This window comes from Phycisphaerae bacterium (genome assembly GCA_024102815.1).
Classification (GTDB): domain Bacteria; phylum Planctomycetota; class Phycisphaerae; order UBA1845; family UBA1845; genus JAGFJJ01.
This window is the reverse complement of record JAGFJJ010000003.1, coordinates 1-16,880: the sequence shown is the minus strand read 5'-3', so window position 1 is coordinate 16,880 and position 16,880 is coordinate 1. Positions and strand designations below refer to the sequence as shown.

13 protein-coding genes are annotated in these 16,880 nt (G+C 59.4%); 8 read left to right on the top strand and 5 right to left on the bottom strand.

The window, feature by feature from the left end:
* Positions 1-671: 671 nt before the first annotated feature.
* The 4 genes from glgP to J5J06_00105 all read right to left on the bottom strand — a co-directional run bounded on the left by glgP (position 672) and on the right by J5J06_00105 (position 4,737).
* Positions 672-2,375 (bottom strand): alpha-glucan family phosphorylase, encoded by a 1,704-nt coding sequence (gene glgP, locus J5J06_00120; protein MCO6435476.1) that lies wholly within the window; start codon positions 2,373-2,375, stop codon positions 672-674.
* 84 nt (positions 2,376-2,459) lie between these two features.
* Positions 2,460-3,311: a class II glutamine amidotransferase gene (locus J5J06_00115; protein MCO6435475.1), complete on the bottom strand. Its 852-nt coding sequence runs from the start codon at positions 3,309-3,311 to the stop codon at positions 2,460-2,462.
* Positions 3,312-3,484: 173 nt separating this feature from the next.
* Positions 3,485-4,195 (bottom strand): DUF1003 domain-containing protein, encoded by a 711-nt coding sequence (locus tag J5J06_00110; GenBank protein MCO6435474.1) that lies wholly within the window; start codon positions 4,193-4,195, stop codon positions 3,485-3,487.
* A complete protein-coding gene (locus J5J06_00105) occupies positions 4,195-4,737 on the bottom strand; it encodes a DUF4203 domain-containing protein (GenBank protein ID MCO6435473.1) in 543 nt (180 codons plus the stop codon). Before J5J06_00105 ends, J5J06_00110 begins: the two co-directional genes overlap by 1 nt.
* 508 nt (positions 4,738-5,245) lie before the next feature.
* On the opposite strand from J5J06_00105, the gene J5J06_00100 reads away from it, so the two are divergent.
* From J5J06_00100 to J5J06_00070, 7 genes are all read left to right on the top strand, one after another.
* Positions 5,246-6,049 (top strand): zinc-dependent peptidase, encoded by an 804-nt coding sequence (locus J5J06_00100; protein ID MCO6435472.1) that lies wholly within the window; start codon positions 5,246-5,248, stop codon positions 6,047-6,049.
* 136 nt (positions 6,050-6,185) lie between these two features.
* Positions 6,186-6,437, top strand: a complete 252-nt coding sequence (locus J5J06_00095) for a transposase (protein MCO6435471.1) — start codon at positions 6,186-6,188, stop codon at positions 6,435-6,437.
* 380 nt (positions 6,438-6,817) lie between these two features.
* Positions 6,818-8,458, top strand: coding sequence for a hypothetical protein (locus tag J5J06_00090; protein MCO6435470.1), 1,641 nt, complete (start codon positions 6,818-6,820; stop codon positions 8,456-8,458).
* 1,356 nt (positions 8,459-9,814) lie between these two features.
* A complete protein-coding gene (locus J5J06_00085) occupies positions 9,815-10,609 on the top strand; it encodes a type IV toxin-antitoxin system AbiEi family antitoxin (protein ID MCO6435469.1) in 795 nt (264 codons plus the stop codon).
* Positions 10,606-11,478 (top strand): nucleotidyl transferase AbiEii/AbiGii toxin family protein, encoded by an 873-nt coding sequence (locus J5J06_00080; GenBank protein MCO6435468.1) that lies wholly within the window; start codon positions 10,606-10,608, stop codon positions 11,476-11,478. Before J5J06_00085 ends, J5J06_00080 begins: the two co-directional genes overlap by 4 nt.
* A 201-nt stretch (positions 11,479-11,679) precedes the next feature.
* On the top strand, positions 11,680-12,744 hold the full coding sequence (locus tag J5J06_00075) for a hypothetical protein (GenBank protein ID MCO6435467.1): 1,065 nt from the start codon (positions 11,680-11,682) through the stop codon (positions 12,742-12,744).
* On the top strand, positions 12,734-14,509 hold the full coding sequence (locus J5J06_00070; protein ID MCO6435466.1) for an ATP-binding protein: 1,776 nt from the start codon (positions 12,734-12,736) through the stop codon (positions 14,507-14,509). The genes J5J06_00075 and J5J06_00070 overlap by 11 nt, the downstream gene beginning before the upstream one ends.
* Before the next feature lie 543 nt (positions 14,510-15,052).
* Here the strand turns inward: J5J06_00070 and J5J06_00065 are convergent.
* Positions 15,053-15,658 (bottom strand): hypothetical protein, encoded by a 606-nt coding sequence (locus tag J5J06_00065; GenBank protein ID MCO6435465.1) that lies wholly within the window; start codon positions 15,656-15,658, stop codon positions 15,053-15,055.
* 350 nt (positions 15,659-16,008) lie between these two features.
* Between J5J06_00065 and J5J06_00060 the strand changes: the two genes are divergently transcribed.
* Positions 16,009-16,880, top strand: an 872-nt coding sequence (locus J5J06_00060; protein ID MCO6435464.1) for a hypothetical protein, incomplete at its 3' end; no start/stop codon positions are given.

Here is a 16,880-nt window from a genome sequence, read left to right as displayed (position 1 = left end):
GCGTGTGGTGAACGCGTTCAGCGTTGGATCGGGTAAGGAGTTCTATCCGTACGCGTATCCGCAGACGCCGACGACGATTCACGCGCCGACGCCTCCGTCGCCGGCGCTGTGTCCGACGCCGCCGCTGATGGCGGAGTTGAACCCGTAGTCTCTTGGCGAAAGCCGCTGAGTTTCCGTGGCCTGCAGTCTACCGAGACTTCCTGCGTTCTTGCGCGAGTTCTCGCCAGTTGTGCTGTGCACGATTTGGGCCAGTCGAGAAACATCTCGCGGCGGAGGTTGACTCGCTCCTCGTGTTTCCCCAACGTGTGTTGCTGGACGGGCGCCTTCTCGTGTCACGATTTTCGCCATTCCGCAATCCGGCGGGCTTCATTATCGATACTGCCGCGTGGCGTGATTGCCTCTACGTCGGTGGTCTGGATCTCTGACAGCAGAGCTGCGTGCTTGCACTCCAAATCGCCGCAATTCCGACCGAGGCCGTGCCGCTCCACTTTGGAGACTCCGACAACCTCGGACGGAGTTTCTGCTATGGACAGCTGCGCATCGCGTTTGAAGCGATCCAACGCGCGGTGCCTTTGGCGCCGGCAACACGACAAGTCCGACGGAAGGCGCGCCCAAGATTCCTATTCTCAAGTACCAGAACATGAGAGTATTAAATTGTCGGTGACGCTGGTTTACTCGAAATAGGCCTTCGTGACATAATTCTGCATCATTCTCCGTGTATTGAAGAATGAGCCGTTGATGGCGATGGCGTGTCGCATGACGCTGACAAAGCCGCTACGATCACGGTAGAAGATCGGCAGAATAACCTCCTCCAGCTTGCGATAGAGCGCATCGGCATCGCGCCGCCGCGCCTCGTCGGGCGGCAGGGGCGACGCGCTTCCGTCAGGATTGCGTTTCACGGGATCGTCGCCGATAGCCCAACCGGTAACGCCTTCAATGCATCCCTCCAACCACCACCCGTCGAGGATGCTGAGCGACGGCACGCCGTTGACGGCGGCTTTCATTCCGCTGGTACCGGAGGCTTCCATCGGGGGCTGGGGCGTGTTCAGCCAGAGATCCACGCCGGCTACCAACAGTCGGCTCAACTCCATGTCATGGTTGGGCAGATAGACCGCGCGGATCTCCGGTCGAAGCGAGCGACATATGCCGACGATCGACCGGATGAGCTGTTTGCCCTGACCGTCGTGAGGGTGAGCCTTGCCGGCGTAGATCAACTGGAACGCACCGGCCTCGCGTGATATTCGTTTCAGGCGATCCACGTTCGATAAAGCCAGATCGGGTCGCTTATACGCCGTTGCCCGGCGGGCGAAGCCGATCGTGAAGACATCCAGGTCGAACCCTGCGTTCGTGTCCCGGTTTACCTCCTCAATCAAGTGCCGTTTCGCTTTCTGATGGGCGTTCCACAGCTCATCACGATTAAGGGACATGGCATAACGCAGGCTCGCAGTATCCTCTCTCCAGCCGGGAACGTGCTTGTCGAACAATTCTGCGATCGAAGGCGCTGCCCAAGTCGCTGAATGGACTCCGTTGGTGATCGCATCGATAGGATAATGTCCAAACATCTGTCGGGAAACTTCGCCATGCCGTTTTGCCACGCCGTTGATGTAGTGGCTGAGGCTGAATCCCAGAAAGGTCATGTTTAGCGCGTTATCGCAGCACAATGCGTCCTGTTCCTCTGCAGACGTGAGAATCCTGGCGAGACCAGGTTCGAGGACATTGCGAACCAGATCAAGGGGAAACTTGTCGTGTCCGGCCGCAACCGGCGTGTGGGTTGTAAAGACGCAGCGTCGTCGGACCGTGTCCAAAATGTCCGTTCCGATCGAGCCGCCCCCTCGTGTTCTTGACTCTTCCTCCAATAACTCCAAAACCAGCAGGGCGGCATGCCCCTCGTTCATGTGGTAGCGCTCGAGGTCTCTGAAACCAAGAGCTCTGAGCATTCTTACGCCGCCGATTCCAAGGACGGCCTCCTGCAGCAAGCGATAACGGGCATCTCCACCATAAAGGTGATTCGTCAGCGACCGATCGCCCTCGGCATTCTCAGGGACGTCTGTATCAAGCAGGATTACGGGCACCTGGAATCCGCCTACTCCCGTTACGTCAAACTGCCATGCGGCGATCTGAACCACGCGGCCCTCGAGAGTGACTGTCACTCGCGGCTCCAGGCGTTTCAGGTAGTCGGCGGGCACCCAATCCACAGGCTCCTCGGTCTGGTTCCCGTCAGCGTCGAGGCGTTGATAGAAGTAGCCTCTCCGATGGACAAGCGTCAGCGCAATCATGGGCAGCTTCAGATCGGCGGCCGCACGCAGCGAGTCGCCAGCCAGCATTCCGAGCCCGCCGCTGTACGTAGGTATCGCCGGATCCAGACCGATTTCCATCGAGAAGTACGCGACGGTTGGTTGTGATCCCATCAGATTCCCTCAGGTTGACCGCTCACGCGTTGGTCCCGTTATCGCCACCTCTTATATGGACAGCATTTGGACATTTCGGTGCTCGTCAATGGTTACGAGATCACCGGCCGGAATTTCCTGCCAACTCTTATCACCGCTCAACGGCTCCGAACTCACAATCATTGCATACTCACTCGGTTTCACGGAGCGCATTCTACAAGCTCCTTCGTAGCACTCATACCGGCCTCCGGCGCTGTTATGGAGGGACGCCGCGTCGGAGCGTCCGCCACTCACGAAGCGCGATACCGCCGCGTTACGTCCGTCGGTCACCGCGAGATTCAGATATGAGGGCACGGCTTCGCCAGACTTGCGGACGGGGGCCTCGAGCTGAGCAATCGTCCGCCGGACCCCATCCGCGAGAGCCGCTACCGTCCGCGGCAGGTCGCCGAATCCGATTTCGTCGAGGAGCACCGCGAAAACATACTCAGAGTCCATGGCGCCTTGGACCGTGTTGAAGGCCCGATCGGAAAGCGATTCGATGAGCTTGCGGCGGATGCGCCGAAACGCGCCGATATCCCCATTATGCATGAACGCAAACCGACCGGATGCGAAGGGGTGGCAGTTGCTCTCGCTGACTGCCAGTCCCAGTGTCGCCGCCCGTATATGCGCCAAGATACACTCGCTTTCGGTAACGCGGGACAAGGAGACTAGATTTCGATTGCTCCAAGCCGGCGACATGGAGCGAAAGAGCGCCGGTTGAAGACTGTGTTTCGGAACGTACCATGCGATTCCGAATCCGTCGCCATTCAGTGGATCCTCCGACTCATCGCCGTGAAAGCTCTGATGGATCAACGAATTAGCCGGCTCGACCAGCAACGAAGAAAGTGTCACGGACGGACCGGAATAGAGCACGAAGCGGCACATCTGCAATTCCTCCAAGACTCTTGACGGACCGCGTTGTTGATCGCCCGAACACAAGCTGCAACTTCGCCGTCCAATTCGGCTGCCTTGGCATGCCAAGCGATGTGAGGGATAGATGACATGAATGGGGATCCTCCGCGGATTGCTCGCGGCGTGGTTTGCGCGACCCACATGAATCAGCGCTTGCCGATTTCCGACAGCAGCTCGAGCTGGACTTCCTGGATTTCCACCAAGCGCTCCCATTGGTGCGAGAGCAGGTGATCGATCTTTTCGTGCAACTGCCTGATCTCAAGTTCCGCCTTCAAGTTCACCTGGTAGTCGTGGCGGGCACGCAGGCGATCTTTGGCCTCCTGCCGGTTCTGGCTCATCATGATGATGGGTGCCTGAATGGCGGCAAGACAGGAAAGCACAAGGTTGAGGAGGATGAACGGATACGGATCAATCGGTCGCCACAGTAGCACCAGCGAGTTCATCGTGATCCAGACCGCCAGGAATACTGCGAAGACAATCAGGAAAGTCCAGCTACCGCCGAACGTCGCGATACGGTCGGCTAGGCGTTCACCGAGCGTCCACTCCTGCTCGAACTGCGCATCGACATTACTGGCCAGCACCTCGTGGTCGCGAAGACTCCGTAGAACTTCCTCCTCCAGCGAAGTTAGTTCTCCCCTTTCCGATTCCAGCAAAGAATGTACGTATTGCTCACGGAATGTCGCGAGATCCGCCCGGCAGACGTATTGGTCGGGAGACCAATCGGGGTGGGCGCGGCGTATCTGGTCGGCCACAGCCGGACGAATGACCGCACCGGCCATCAGTTCCCGGTGAGAGAAGGTCTTTCCGCAAATGGCGCATGCATGCTTGTGGTTGCGGTCGTCCTTGGTCACGTCCATTACTCCTGCGATGCGATCGATTCGCCTCGAGGCCCTCGTTGCCGAATTCCGGGCTTCAGCCCGCGGCTCTGAATCGCGATTCCGAGGGCCGCCAAGATCAGCAGAAGAACCGCTTGGAAAGCGGGTCCCAAGGCGAGGCCCGCGACGATCGCCGATGCCCCGGCGAATGAGGTCAACAGGATGATCGCCCAATCCATCACCGCCGCCGCGATGATCGCCCCCGCCAGGCCGGCGAGTATGAACCAAGCCAGTTGCGCATTGTCACCCGCGGTTGATCGGGTGAGTACCAAGGCGATGAAGCCGCCACCGTAGAAACCCAGCACCGCGAAGGCGATCCGTTGTGCGAAGATGGCGAGCACCACGCCGATCGCACCGGCCCCGATCGCTACCAAGAACCGCGACCAAGGAGCCCAATCGGCGAGAAACTGTTGGGCAAACTCGGAACCGGCCAGGAATCCACTGATGCCGACCATGATCCAGTACAACCGTCGCCCCAGCAGCAAAACGAGCAACCCCAGCACGATTCGAACGCCGGCCGTCATGACGGCAGCTCCCTTTGCGTTATCCCGCCTTGGTCATGCCTGCGGGCCGATTCGAAAACCCGACTGGATAAGGCGCTTGCTGCGATGTCGAATGATCGCTGGCAGCCAAGTACTCCCGCGATTCTACCAACGTTCTGGCTCCTCACCCAGATGTGCGTGTCCGGGACGACACCGGACCGGCTGGCTGTCAGTCGGACGTCGCCATGAGGTATATTACCTCGCAATCGAATAGCCATATCGTAAGTGCGGGCGTCAAGGGCCGTGCGACGGTACCGTTCGGGCGGACTAATCGATGAGACACCGGCGCCGTTTGACCCACCGACCGGGCGCCGTGGTGCCTCTGCCTTTCAAGCTCTATGATCGTCTGTGCTCTGGAACCTCAGCCGCCGGAGCTGGTCGCGGCCATTGCTCACGGAGGGAACGCCGGGTGTAGCGCGGGTCCGGCATCGCCGCCCGTTCATCGTTCTGCCGCGCAGGAAAGTGGACGGCTTACCATCGGGATCCTCTGATGTTTGGCTTCAAGCGTAAGAGACGGGAACACATTCGAAGGCGGCCATTTCCGCCCGCCTGGCTGGAGATCCTCGAACGGAACGTGAAATATTATGGCCTGCTCACGCCGGAAGAACAGGCCGAGCTGCGCGGAGACATCCAGGTGTTTCTGAAAGAGAAGCGCTTTGAGGGCTGCGGTGGCTTGACCATTACCGATGAAATCCGCGTCACCATCGCCGCTCAGGCCTGCATTCTGTTGCTCCATCGCCGAACTGATGAATATCCGCGCATGCAAACGGTGCTTGTGTACCCGCATCCTTATGTGGCCGACGGGAAACAGCGCCTTCCGGATGGCACGATCCTGGAGGGTGTTCAATCGCGCTTGGGCGAGTCATGGTACCGTGGTCCGGTCGTCCTCGCCTGGGACGATGTGCTAATGGGGGCGGCCGACGTACATGACGGGCGCAATGTTGTCTTTCACGAATTCGCCCACCAGCTTGACAGCGAGTCAGGAGCCAACGAAGGTGCACCAGCCCTGCCGCGCCGTTCGATGTACATCGCATGGGCACGCGTGCTGGGGCGGGAGTACGCCCATCTGGTCGACGATTTGAAACACCATCGACGGACGTTCATCAATGCCTACGGGGCAACGAACCCCGCGGAGTTCTTCGCGGTCATCACCGAGGCCTTTCTTGAACAACCGGTGCAGCTGCAGCGCCGCCACCCGGAGCTGTACGACCAACTGGTCGCGTTCTACCAACAGGACCCCGCGTCGCGCGTTCGGCAGTTCGGGCGGACGAAGCGCTTACCGCCCCAAACCTGACCGTTGTGTCATCGGCGGCCGGGTCTGCCTTGGGAAGCCATCGCGGAGCCCAGCCAAATCATCTCCTGAAACCTGGTGTTTGAGCCTGCGACTCCCGAATACTTGGCCATGGTTCCTTGTGCATGGAGACACTTTCATGGCCAAACCACTGGTAACGGATAAACTATGGACGCTGATCGAGCCGTACATTCCTGTCAAACGCCGACGGTGGCGCCATCCCGGACGGCGGCGTCTGCCGAACCGTGCGTGCCTAAGTGGCATCGTCTTAGTCTCGATGTCGGGCATCCCCTGGGAGATGCTGCCCCAGGAAATGGTCTGCGGCTCGGGGATGACCTGTTGGCGTCGGCTCGACATCACTAGGCCTTTCTCACGATCGGCTGCATCTTGATTCGCCATCGAATGCACAAGAACCCATTATGTTAGGCGATCTAAGTTTCTTTCGGGAATTGCGATTCGAGAAGAGACGGCATTGTGAGCGGGCCGAATCCGGCGGATCATAAGCCTTTTATTCACAGGACGTTTCAATCAATTGGCAGAGCCAGGTTCGGGCCATCACCCTTCAAGCCAAGGGATGCAAGATGCCCGAACGACGAGTACAATGCTGGCGCGAAACGCCGGCGTCGGTTTTCCATCGTCGCTGTTCGTAAGTCGACACGGTCATGCCATTGCTCTTCAAAATCCGTGGTGCAACGGTTGCCCTCACACGCACAGTCACACCTGAACAACTCAGGTCGCGTAGTACGACACTTCCAAGCTAGGGGAAAAGACATGCGCATCAAAATGAATCATCGAGTTGTGCAGCGAACATCAGCCGGATTGGTTGCGATGACACTTGGGTTGCTGCCTCTCGCGGCCGGAAGGGCGGATGAGACCGATGACCTGGCCAAGGAAGCGGACGCCGCGCTACGCAATGCGAGCCACCTGATGTTCGAGGGAAAGACTGCGGAATCGGCGGCGAAGCTGGAAGAAGTCGACAGGCTCTTGAAGCAGATTGAGGAAAAGGACCGCCAAAACTCGCGACTGAACGGCCTGCGTTCGAAATACCAGAAGCTGCAGAGGGACTTGGCTCGACGCATGCCGAAAGGGGAAGAGAAGGCGGAGCAGTCCGTTACTCACACTCCGTCAGAGACACGCGGGCGCACCGACCTTCCACGGGAGGCCAGGGAGGCGATGCGGAGTATTCGGGATATCGAACGTAAGATCGAGCACGCCCACCGTATGATCGAGAGAGGCAAGACCTCGGAATTGTCGAAATCTCTCGAAGATTACTACACCGAAATTGAGCAGCACATCATCGACCTTCAAGACCAGCTATCAAGAGCTCGGGATCTAGCCGAAGAAAAAGGGATCCAGGGACATCCCGACATTGAAGGCGTGCAAGTGTATGTTGAGGAAGCCCCGAGTCGCCTGAACAAAATCAGGGAGGATATGCGAGCATTCACGGAGAAACGGGCGTCGGGACCGGACGAAACGAACGACGGAGCTACGAATGTGACGCAAGCGCAGGCCGACTGGAAGGCGCTGGCATCGCTGAGCAAGACCTACCAGGAGAAATTTCAGTCCGAATCCGACGTCAAGAAATTGGGTGCCCAGCTGAAGCGCAATTGGACAAATTGGAAGACACAGTTTCAGCCGGTTCGCGACCGCTTTCGGGCGAGATACGGCACGACCAATCCCCAGGTCTGGGAAGCCTTTGAAAGAATCCCGACACCGGAGAATGTTGCAATGCCGGCCGCTCAAGCGGCCAACATCGCCTACGACATCGAGATTCCGGAATGTGAATCGCGCTTTGCGGCCTGGGCCATAAAGTGGGGTTCCGATGCATTGCGTTTATCGAAAAGCATCCGCCTGGAGAACAGTGAAAAGGCAGAGCTGAAGTACGTTCGGTCAGAAGATGCGGTGAGATACTTCAACCTGGCGAAAGAATGGGGAGCGGCAGCAGACGTTGACCGGCACCTGGCCGAAGCCGAAGCCGCGGTCGCGGAAGCCTTACCCGCATGGGAGGCAACGCTGGCCGACCTGAAGTGGCCGGGATCCAACAAGGATTTTGCCGGGCCGGGAGATCCGGAGGAATTGGCCGCTGCTGCAATTGCGTTTCTCAATAGGCATCCCGATTGGACTGCGCCAGAGTATGACGATGTGCATATTCCGCTTGCGGCGTGCGTCGAGGGAAAAGGCTGGGAAGTGTCAAAACGCGCCCCACTGACCGACGAGCCTACGCAGTATAGCCTTGCCATATTGGTGGCGTTCAGTGGGCAGGCCGATCCGGACTTGGTGTACGTTTATCACATGGTTTTCTACACCACGGAGGCGGCCGGCGTGCGGCCCGGCCTGCCGCTGCGCTTCGCCAATTCAAGGCAGCATGCGAGCTTTCGCATGCTGCGGCACAAGATCCCGCAATCCGAATAATCGGGTGACGCTAGAAGCTGTTTCAAAACCCCTGTGACACCGCGTTTTCAGTAGCCCCGGGCCAGATGCCGGGCAGTTTTGAGATGGCTTCTAGCGTAGCTGCAGCGAGACAGCTGTTGTTATGGAGGCCGGTTTGAGGCCACCGCGTGCGCGTCATTTCAGAAGCGCTGGGTCGGGCGTTTTCGCGGCGGCGCCGAAGCAGATTGGGACACTGCGGCATTCGGTGCAGTTCTTGTCGCGCTGCACGCCTGGGATCAATGGCGACGGCAACGCTATCTGCGTGACGAGTGGCGTCGGGATCGGGAAAATCGGGGCCGGTGGTAGCGGCAGAGTCTTGGTGGCGTCAGGAGGGCGGGACCCGGTGTAATACGCCGTCCTTGGGGCTGTAGCGACGGTACGATGTAATTGCAGGCCGTGCGCGACCGGTGCGGTATCGTGTACGGCCGACTGTAGCACAAATCCACAAGTGGGATGGATGATCGGATTTTAGCGAAGTCCACTCCGAACGTCCTGCTGCAAGCTGTTTTCAACGTTGACTTTCGGAACCGGCGGACATGGGAGTGGGTCCCTGTTTCCCGCTGTCCCTATCTCCCCGGATCCGCCACGCAGGCCGGCACACGCGTCACCTCTGACGGGCACGACCGGCGACGCCAACAAGACTGCGCTCGGAATTGACTCACGAAAAATGTGCACGACGGCTGCGACCGTTGAGTGCAGACACAGCGCCAGCCGTCGGAGAGTACAAAGGAAGTACAAAACTGAACAGGTTTTGGACGGTCCCCAGTGGGCTTTAGGAGTCTGATTGAGTTCGGTGTTTTTCCCGCAAGAAACCGCTGTTCTTCGCTGTTTTCGCGTCAGAAACGGCCATTTTCGCGAACTGGAAGCGGGGGGAATCGATTAAGCAGGCAACCCTCTCTAATCAGTCAAAACACCACATTTCGTATGCATCGCCGTTCGACGCATGACATAGAGTGACACCAGGGTACACCAGCGGACACAGAAGGACAAGGAATTCGGGTCAACTACACATATTTCTCAACAACAACCGCTGATCATCGCGGCGAGAAAGAGCACGATCTTCGTGCAACGCTCAATCACCCAACGAATGGACCTGCTGGGCCTGCCATTCGGCCCATGCCAACCACTCTTCCTCTGTTTGCCCGTCTCGGAGTTGGTCGTCCGGAACCCGGCCGAAGCGACGTACCTCCTGTGCTCTGAGCGTCAGTCGACGCGATCAGCCTCCTTTCGTACGCCCTGAAAAAAAGGCCGTTTGACTCGGGCGAGATCGTGGCGTAAACTTGTTTGCAGAAAGGGACATATATCGTCCTTTTACGGAAACGATGATTCGGTGCGATAATGCCTCAGATGACCGTGGAAAGCTGGGTCGATTCGATACAGGCGGGTGGAAGGTACACCTTCCTCCGTAGCGAGGCGATCAGCGGCAGCGGCCTTTCGGCCGAGGCGGTCAAGAAGGCGCTGCAGCGACTGGCCCGGCGGCAGCGCGTGGTCAAAGTCAAAAACTACTTCTACGTCGTCGTGCCGCTTGAGTATCTCCATGCCGGCGCACCACCCCCGTCCTGGTTCATCAACGATCTGATGAAAGCGATGGACCGGCCGTACTACGTCGGTCTGCTCAGCGCTGCAGGTATTCATGGGGCGTCGCATCAGCAACCCCAGGAGTTTCAGGTGCTCACGGACCGGCCAACCAGGCCGTTGGAGGTCGGTCGGGCGAGAATTCGGCTCTTCGTCAGCAAACACTGCACCAAGGCACCGGTACAAGATGTAAAGACGCCGACCGGTTCGATGCGCGTGTCTACTCCGGAGGCGACCGCCGTTGATCTGGTGCGCTTCGCACGAGTGGCGGGCCACCTTGACAACGTCGCGACCGTTCTTGCGGAGCTGGTTCCGCTGTTGGAGCCGAAGCGGTTACTGAGAGCGGTGCGCGCCAGCGCGGACGTGCCCAATGCGCAGCGGCTAGGTTACTTGCTCGAAAAGGTCCGTGGCCGGCAACAGGCGAAATCGCTTCGCGAGTGGCTTGTCCGTCAATCACCTCGTGTCGTGCCGCTTCGCCCGGGGCGGACGGAAGCGGGCGTCACCGAGGACCGGCGTTGGAATGTGTCCGTCGCAGAGCCGATCGAGATTGAGACTTGATTCCGCAGGCACACATTACAGCGTGGCGCTCCACCGCACCTTGGGCTGACGACGCCCAGGTTGAACAGGACCTCGTGCTCTCACGCGCGGTCGTCGAGGTTTTCACCGACCCGGGCTTGGCCGGTTCACTGACACTTCGCGGCGGAACGGCGTTCAACAAGCTGTTCATCCACCCCCCGAGTCGATACTCGGAGGACATCGACCTGGTTCAGGCGGAACCGGGTGCCATCGGCGACGTGTTGAATGCCATCCGTAGCCTGCTGGATCCCTGGCTTGGGCGTCCCAAGCGGTCAAGTAGCGAAGCGAGCGTGACACTCGTGTATCGGTTTGATTCGGAGATAGCGCCGGTTCGCCCGTTGCGCCTGAAGATCGAAATCAACACGCGCGAGCACTTCGCCGTCATGGGGCACCATCGGAAGGAACTCTCCGTAACGAACCCGTGGTTCACCGGCGAGGCCGCCGTTACCACGTACAAGCTCAACGAATTGATGGGCACAAAGCTCCGGGCGCTTTATCAGCGCCGCAAAGGGCGCGATCTATTTGATCTCTGGCTATGCCTCAGTCACGGCATGTTGGAACCGGACCAAGTCGTGGAGTGCTTCGACGCATACATGAAGCACGAGAAGAGGACGATCTCGCGCGCCGAGTTCGAGCGTAACCTGTTTGAGAAAGAGGATGACCGGGCGTTCCTTGATGATATCCGGCCGTTACTCACCGCTGGGATCGACTACAACGCCAAGGTCGCCGCCACCCTCGTTCGCGAGAAACTCCTCAGCCGTTTAGCGGGAGAACCGTGGCGCGGGGCGCCGTCTGGCGGAGACGTGAGGAAACGCCGCGGGCGAAGGCCGGGCACCGGACGCAAGCACTAAGGTGCACGTCCGAGAGAACGACACGTGTACGGGGCGTTCTTATAGCTGCACGGATTGCTCGTCTCCGTGGAGGATCTTCGCAAGACCGTCATAATGGAAAGGGAGCGTGACAAGAAAAAATGGAGGCCGATCCTCACCGTAGTGATAATCGGCGGAGAATCTGAGGATTAGGCGAAACTCCGTGGAATAGGCGTAGCTGGTATGCTTCCGGATGATGATCGACACAACAGGATGCGGCGGTCGCTGGCCCTTGCGCTTAATCATGAGTGGCCACAGCTCGACCGTACCAGGAGAAACGTCGCCAAGCTCGCTGCCATCACGATTGACGATGACGGTGATGCAGCCGACATTCCGATCGTGGCAACAGTAGCGACGGATGGTGGGGAAGGACGGCTAAACCTAGCACCCATCTCGATTCAGATCGTTCGCGTTGCCGACAATCGTGGCGTCATTCACTTTGAGGAGTTTGTCCCCCAGTCCCTCCGGCCCGACGAGGTGATGCGTTACTTTTTCGCATCGGACGACCGGTTCCAGCGATTCTTACGGTACCTCGGTGTTTCGCTTGAAGACCTGCTTCCGGAAGATGATTTCCAGCGAAGCCATCTCCTGGCGATGCTTCGAGAGCTATTGGAGTGGGCGGCGCTACTGAGGTTGGCCGCACAGAAGCAACCCACACTCCTGCTGCGCGACGGACTGCTGCGTAGTGTCATGCTGCGGGACCGTGTCTTTCAGGCGCTGCGCAAGCGATTCGAAGACCTCACGACCGAACACGGGCATCTACTAGTTGGCGTCGCCAAGCGGTCGAGCATTGTCAACTACCTCTCCGTCGCCTTCGGCGTTAACGAGACTTTTGATACGGGCGCCTCCGCCTATGTCTGCATCCCACCGGACCTGGAACGCGAGGCGGCACCGGCACAGTATCGCTGGATTGGCGATCGGGCCATGGGCCAGCTATACCTCGCCAAGCTGGATACAGGCACGAATGTCCCGGTGGTGCCTGTGGATGTGGCGACCTGGCAGCAGGGCCGGGTTCGTGAGATGATGCGATATCTTCGGCGATCGTCCCGTGGGAGCTTTCCGAGGCGTGGATATCCTCAGGAGCTATTGATGGCCCATGAGTATGCGAAACTGGATGGGCTGGAGATCGAGATGTTGGAGTCTGAGTTGCTGCAGGAACTCGCAGCTCGGGAGCCGAGCGTGGCACAGGAGGCGAGCGCGCTGATGCTCCTTGGTCGACGGATCGTTGAGGATACGGATGACGAATGACCCGGCGAACTTGCCTCTTTACCGCGGCACAGTAGTCGGCTTGCTGCGCGGTTTCTCGCAAAGCGGCCTGCACCTCGAGCTTGATGTCGTCATACCGCATCGGGAGGAAGGCCTGCCCGGGTTCGGTGAGTTCCTGCTGATCGAGGCGGGACCCGGACGCGCCATGGCTGGGCGTGTTTGCCAATATCGGGCTGCCGGCCGCCTGATGTCCGATCAAGGTGACAGCTACCTGGCCGACCTGTCGCGTTCAGACGAACGCCCGCCGGCGCCAATCATCCGGCAAATGCTCCGGTACACGGTGAAACTCCAACTGTCGGGGCAGCTTCGGATGACGGAGAGCTGGTTCGAGTTCACCGTGGGTGATCGTGAATTCGCGACATTCGGTAGCCCGGTGCGCGAGCCCTCCGATGCCGCCTTGGCGTATCTGTGCAACGTGAACCTCGAGAACGATCCGAGTGCGGTTGTGCTTGGCGAGCTGGTCTACGGTCAGCACGTGCTTGCCGACGTGCCCATCAAGTTCAGCGTGGACCGGCTGAAGGCCCGCCGGACCTTCGTGTTTGCCCGCGCCGGGTATGGCAAGAGCAATCTCATCAAGTACCTGGTCTCGCAGCTGTACAGCTCGCCCCCCGACGTGGGGCTTTTGATCTTCGACGTCGAGGGCGAATATGCATTGCCGGACGCCGCAGGCCGGCCCGGCATGGCCAACATCTCGACACTGGCGGATCGCCTATCGTTGTACACTAATCGCCCGGTACCAGAGAATTTCGGGTCCCTGAAAAAAGGCGACATGCACCTCGATTTTGGCGACTTCTCGCCGCAGGACATTCTGGCGTGTTTTCTACCCTGGGAGAAGCAGGAGACCGTATTCGCCAACCTGGTGCGCGGATTGAAGTGGGACGCCTGGCGTAAGCTGGTCACATACCTTGCAGAGAAAGAATTTCAGGCTGATGACAACGCGCTGGCGCAGATCCTGGAGTACCGCCCGCAGACTCGGAAGGATCACGGTGACGTAAGCCTCGCTGCAATCAAGAACAATCTCGTGCCACCGATCCGTCGACTGCACAGGGCAAACAGCCCCGTCGGAAGGAACCTGATCGAAGAGCTCCGCCAGGGCCGCATCATCATCGCGGACACGTCGTTACTGGGAAGCGAGGACGCGCTCGCTGTTAGCGGGCTGCTTCTCCGGCGGCTGTTCGAACACAATCGGCGACACTTCACGGATCCCGCTCGTTCCATCGTCCGATGCTTGGCGATGATCGAAGAAGCGCAGGCGGTCCTGGGTGACCGTGAGATGGATGACCGCAACATCTTCGTCCGCTGGGTGAAGGAAGGCCGCAAGTACGACCTGGGTGTGGTCCTGGTCACGCAACAGCCCGGCGCAATTGCCGATCAGATCATCAGCCAGGGTGACAACTTCTTTGTTCTGCATCTGCTGAACGATGCGGATCTGGCCACGCTAAAGCGGCATAATGCTTATTTCGCTGAGGACATCCTCGGCGTGATTCGATCAGAGCCGATTCCAGGCAACTGCTACTTTTGGAGTGCACCGGATCAACCTTTCGTCCTTCCGGTGCGTGTGAGGGAGTTTGGAAAAAGTGGTACGAAACAACGGGCCTTCGCAGCACGATTAGAGACGACAGCGGAGTCGAGCAAGGCAGCCGGAGGGGAAATCGACCTGCAGCCTGTCGTCCTCGGCATCTTGGGCGGCCATCCGAACGTGTGGCTGTATAACGTGGCAACTCGCGACGGAAAGCCATCTCCCTAACAGGGAGAAGTCGCGTTCGCGTTGGACTACCTGGTCAGCAGCGTTGCGAGTCGGCTGCGGGAATCGCCTGTCCCCATACCCGCTTCCGACGTTGCAGCGTGGCTGCGCCAGGAACTGCCCATCAAGATAGAGCATGTGCTTGGCGGCCTGGGCGGGGAGCCCGGATTTGCAGTTTTGGCCTCAGCGACTCGCAAGGTCTGGGCCCTGCCTGCGCAAGCGATCCAACTGTCCGGAGGTAAGATGGTACGGGGCGAATCGGTCGAGATTCGGAGATCGGTTTGAGGCGTGCTTGACGTTATTGAATACACCGAGAGCGGATCGTGGATGGTAAGCCGCCGGGTTGCCCAGATTCGTGCGGATACCAGATCGGAGGTTCTGACTACATCCGGTGCGTTGCGCGTTTATTCGGGGGCCCGGCGAACTGACCTGATCCCCGAGAACGGACCCAGGCCGCATGTTAGGATCATGCGGTTTGTGGATCTGGAAGGGAGGTCAGGTTCTGCCGTTGAACTTGCCGAGTTGTGCTTCCGCTAGCGAGCCCAATCAACTGCCAAGCGGGTGGATTCGACGGGCCTGAGCTTCGGCCCATGCCAGCCACTCTTCCAGCGTCTGGCCGTCTCGGAGTTGGTCGTCGGGCACCCGGCCGAAGCGACGTACCTCCTCGATGTAGTCCGTCAACAGGCGGTACTGTTGAAGCGATGCGGCCGCCTTGTGCATTGCTTCCACCCGACTCTTTTCCTCCTCGATCGCCCTCCGACGTTCCCATTCTTCACGACGCGCCGCCTCGTCCGCTTCGCGCTCTTGCCGGACCTCGGCCAAGCTCTCAATCACATCGGCCACGGCTTTGTTAAACAGCTGAGTGATCGCTTGATCGCTCGACAGGTCGACAGGCCCACCCGGGACAAGCACCAGATCGCCGGTCGGCACATCGTCCCACTTCGGTATCCGCGTGCGGGGATACCGTTCCTTTTCACGTAGTTCCATGGCAGTCGGCACATGTTCTACTCGCCGTGTCTTCTCGTACACGTGAATTTGAGTGCGATCTCGCCCGTCTACGGCAAACGTGCCGGTACCCCGATGATCCTCCGCGATCTCAACTTGAAGGTCGTGGCCTTCCAGCGCCTTGATGAACCGGTCCATAACGGCCAAGGCCCTCTTCCGCACGCCTTTGCTAGCACGGATGTCGAGGGATTTTGGGGCGTAACGGCTCGAGTGCTGATACGGATCGCTGGTGGACCACGAAGCTTGCGTAGCCTGGGTCAGTTTGTGCGGTCTTGGCATGCGCAGCTTGAAGGTGGGAGGCGAAATCTCCTCAATTCACCCCGGCGCCCCAAGTTCTGTTGCGGCTGCACTGGCTGGTTCATGGTCTGTTCGATGCGTGGCGGGCATAGTTGATCCTCCCGTGCGGGCTGGGAGTTCGTGTGTCCGTCGTTCCGACGGCCGATTGGCGACATAATAGCAGCTCGACGAATCCTGCCCAAGACACAGGAGGCGATACCGTGTCCGCTGTTGACCGCGAGAAACTCTACGAGCAAGTGTGGACCATTCCCGGAAGCCGCTTGGCACCACTCTATGGAATCTCCGATGTCGCGCTTGCGAAGGCGTGCAAACGACACAAGATTCCGCGGCCGCCAAGAGGGTATTGGGCCAAGTTGGCCGCAGGCCAAAAGCCCCCACGAAAGCCACTGCCAAAGCTCCGCGGTGATCGAGATTCCGTCGTTCTGATGCAGGGGTGGCAGCTGCCTGAAGAAGCGTTCGAACAGAACGCACAGGGGCCGAACCACGACACGCCGTCAACACCGGCCGTTGCCGACGCCGCGCCACACGAGCTGGTGGTCGCCGCTCAGTCCCAACTGGCCGCCGCAAAACCGGATCAGAACGGCTTGCTCCGCACCGACTCGAAGACGGTACTGGACGCGCAAGTCTCGTCGGATTCGGTCCAGCGCTGTCTTGCACTTTGCGAGACGCTGATTCGCAAGTGGGAAGGACAAGGTGGGACAGTACGTACGGTACCGACGGGCGGCGGCCAAACGGCGCTGGCGATCGGAGAGGATGAGGTCTACGTTCGCATCGTTGAAGAAATCGACGAGAAGAAGTCCGTCTCGGACCCCGCGCGACTGACTGGCCGTCTGTGCGCCCAGTTATCCGGCGGGGATGTTCGCAGGCAGTGGGCGGATCGGAAGACGCAACGACTGGAGAAGGTGATGAGTACACTCGTCACAACGGCGGCCGCCGCCGTCGCCAGCATCAGAGTAGAACGGCTGGATGCCGAGTGTGTGGAGCGCCAGCGCCGGCGTGTGCAAGATCGGCGCCAGGCGGTAGCCAACAAGAAGAACCGTGAGTTCGGGCGGCGTCAGAAGCTGATGGAGTA

Coding starts and splice junctions, on each gene's coding strand:
- glgP (MCO6435476.1), bottom strand. CDS start 2,375: ATGGAAATCGGTCTGGATCCGGCGATACCTACGTACAGCGGCGGGCTC.
- J5J06_00115 (MCO6435475.1), bottom strand. CDS start 3,311: ATGTGCCGCTTCGTGCTCTATTCCGGTCCGTCCGTGACACTTTCTTCG.
- J5J06_00110 (MCO6435474.1), bottom strand. CDS start 4,195: ATGGACGTGACCAAGGACGACCGCAACCACAAGCATGCATGCGCCATT.
- J5J06_00105 (MCO6435473.1), bottom strand. CDS start 4,737: ATGACGGCCGGCGTTCGAATCGTGCTGGGGTTGCTCGTTTTGCTGCTG.
- J5J06_00100 (MCO6435472.1), top strand. CDS start 5,246: ATGTTTGGCTTCAAGCGTAAGAGACGGGAACACATTCGAAGGCGGCCA.
- J5J06_00095 (MCO6435471.1), top strand. CDS start 6,186: ATGGCCAAACCACTGGTAACGGATAAACTATGGACGCTGATCGAGCCG.
- J5J06_00090 (MCO6435470.1), top strand. CDS start 6,818: ATGCGCATCAAAATGAATCATCGAGTTGTGCAGCGAACATCAGCCGGA.
- J5J06_00085 (MCO6435469.1), top strand. CDS start 9,815: ATGCCTCAGATGACCGTGGAAAGCTGGGTCGATTCGATACAGGCGGGT.
- J5J06_00075 (MCO6435467.1), top strand. CDS start 11,680: ATGCTTCCGGATGATGATCGACACAACAGGATGCGGCGGTCGCTGGCC.
- J5J06_00070 (MCO6435466.1), top strand. CDS start 12,734: ATGACGAATGACCCGGCGAACTTGCCTCTTTACCGCGGCACAGTAGTC.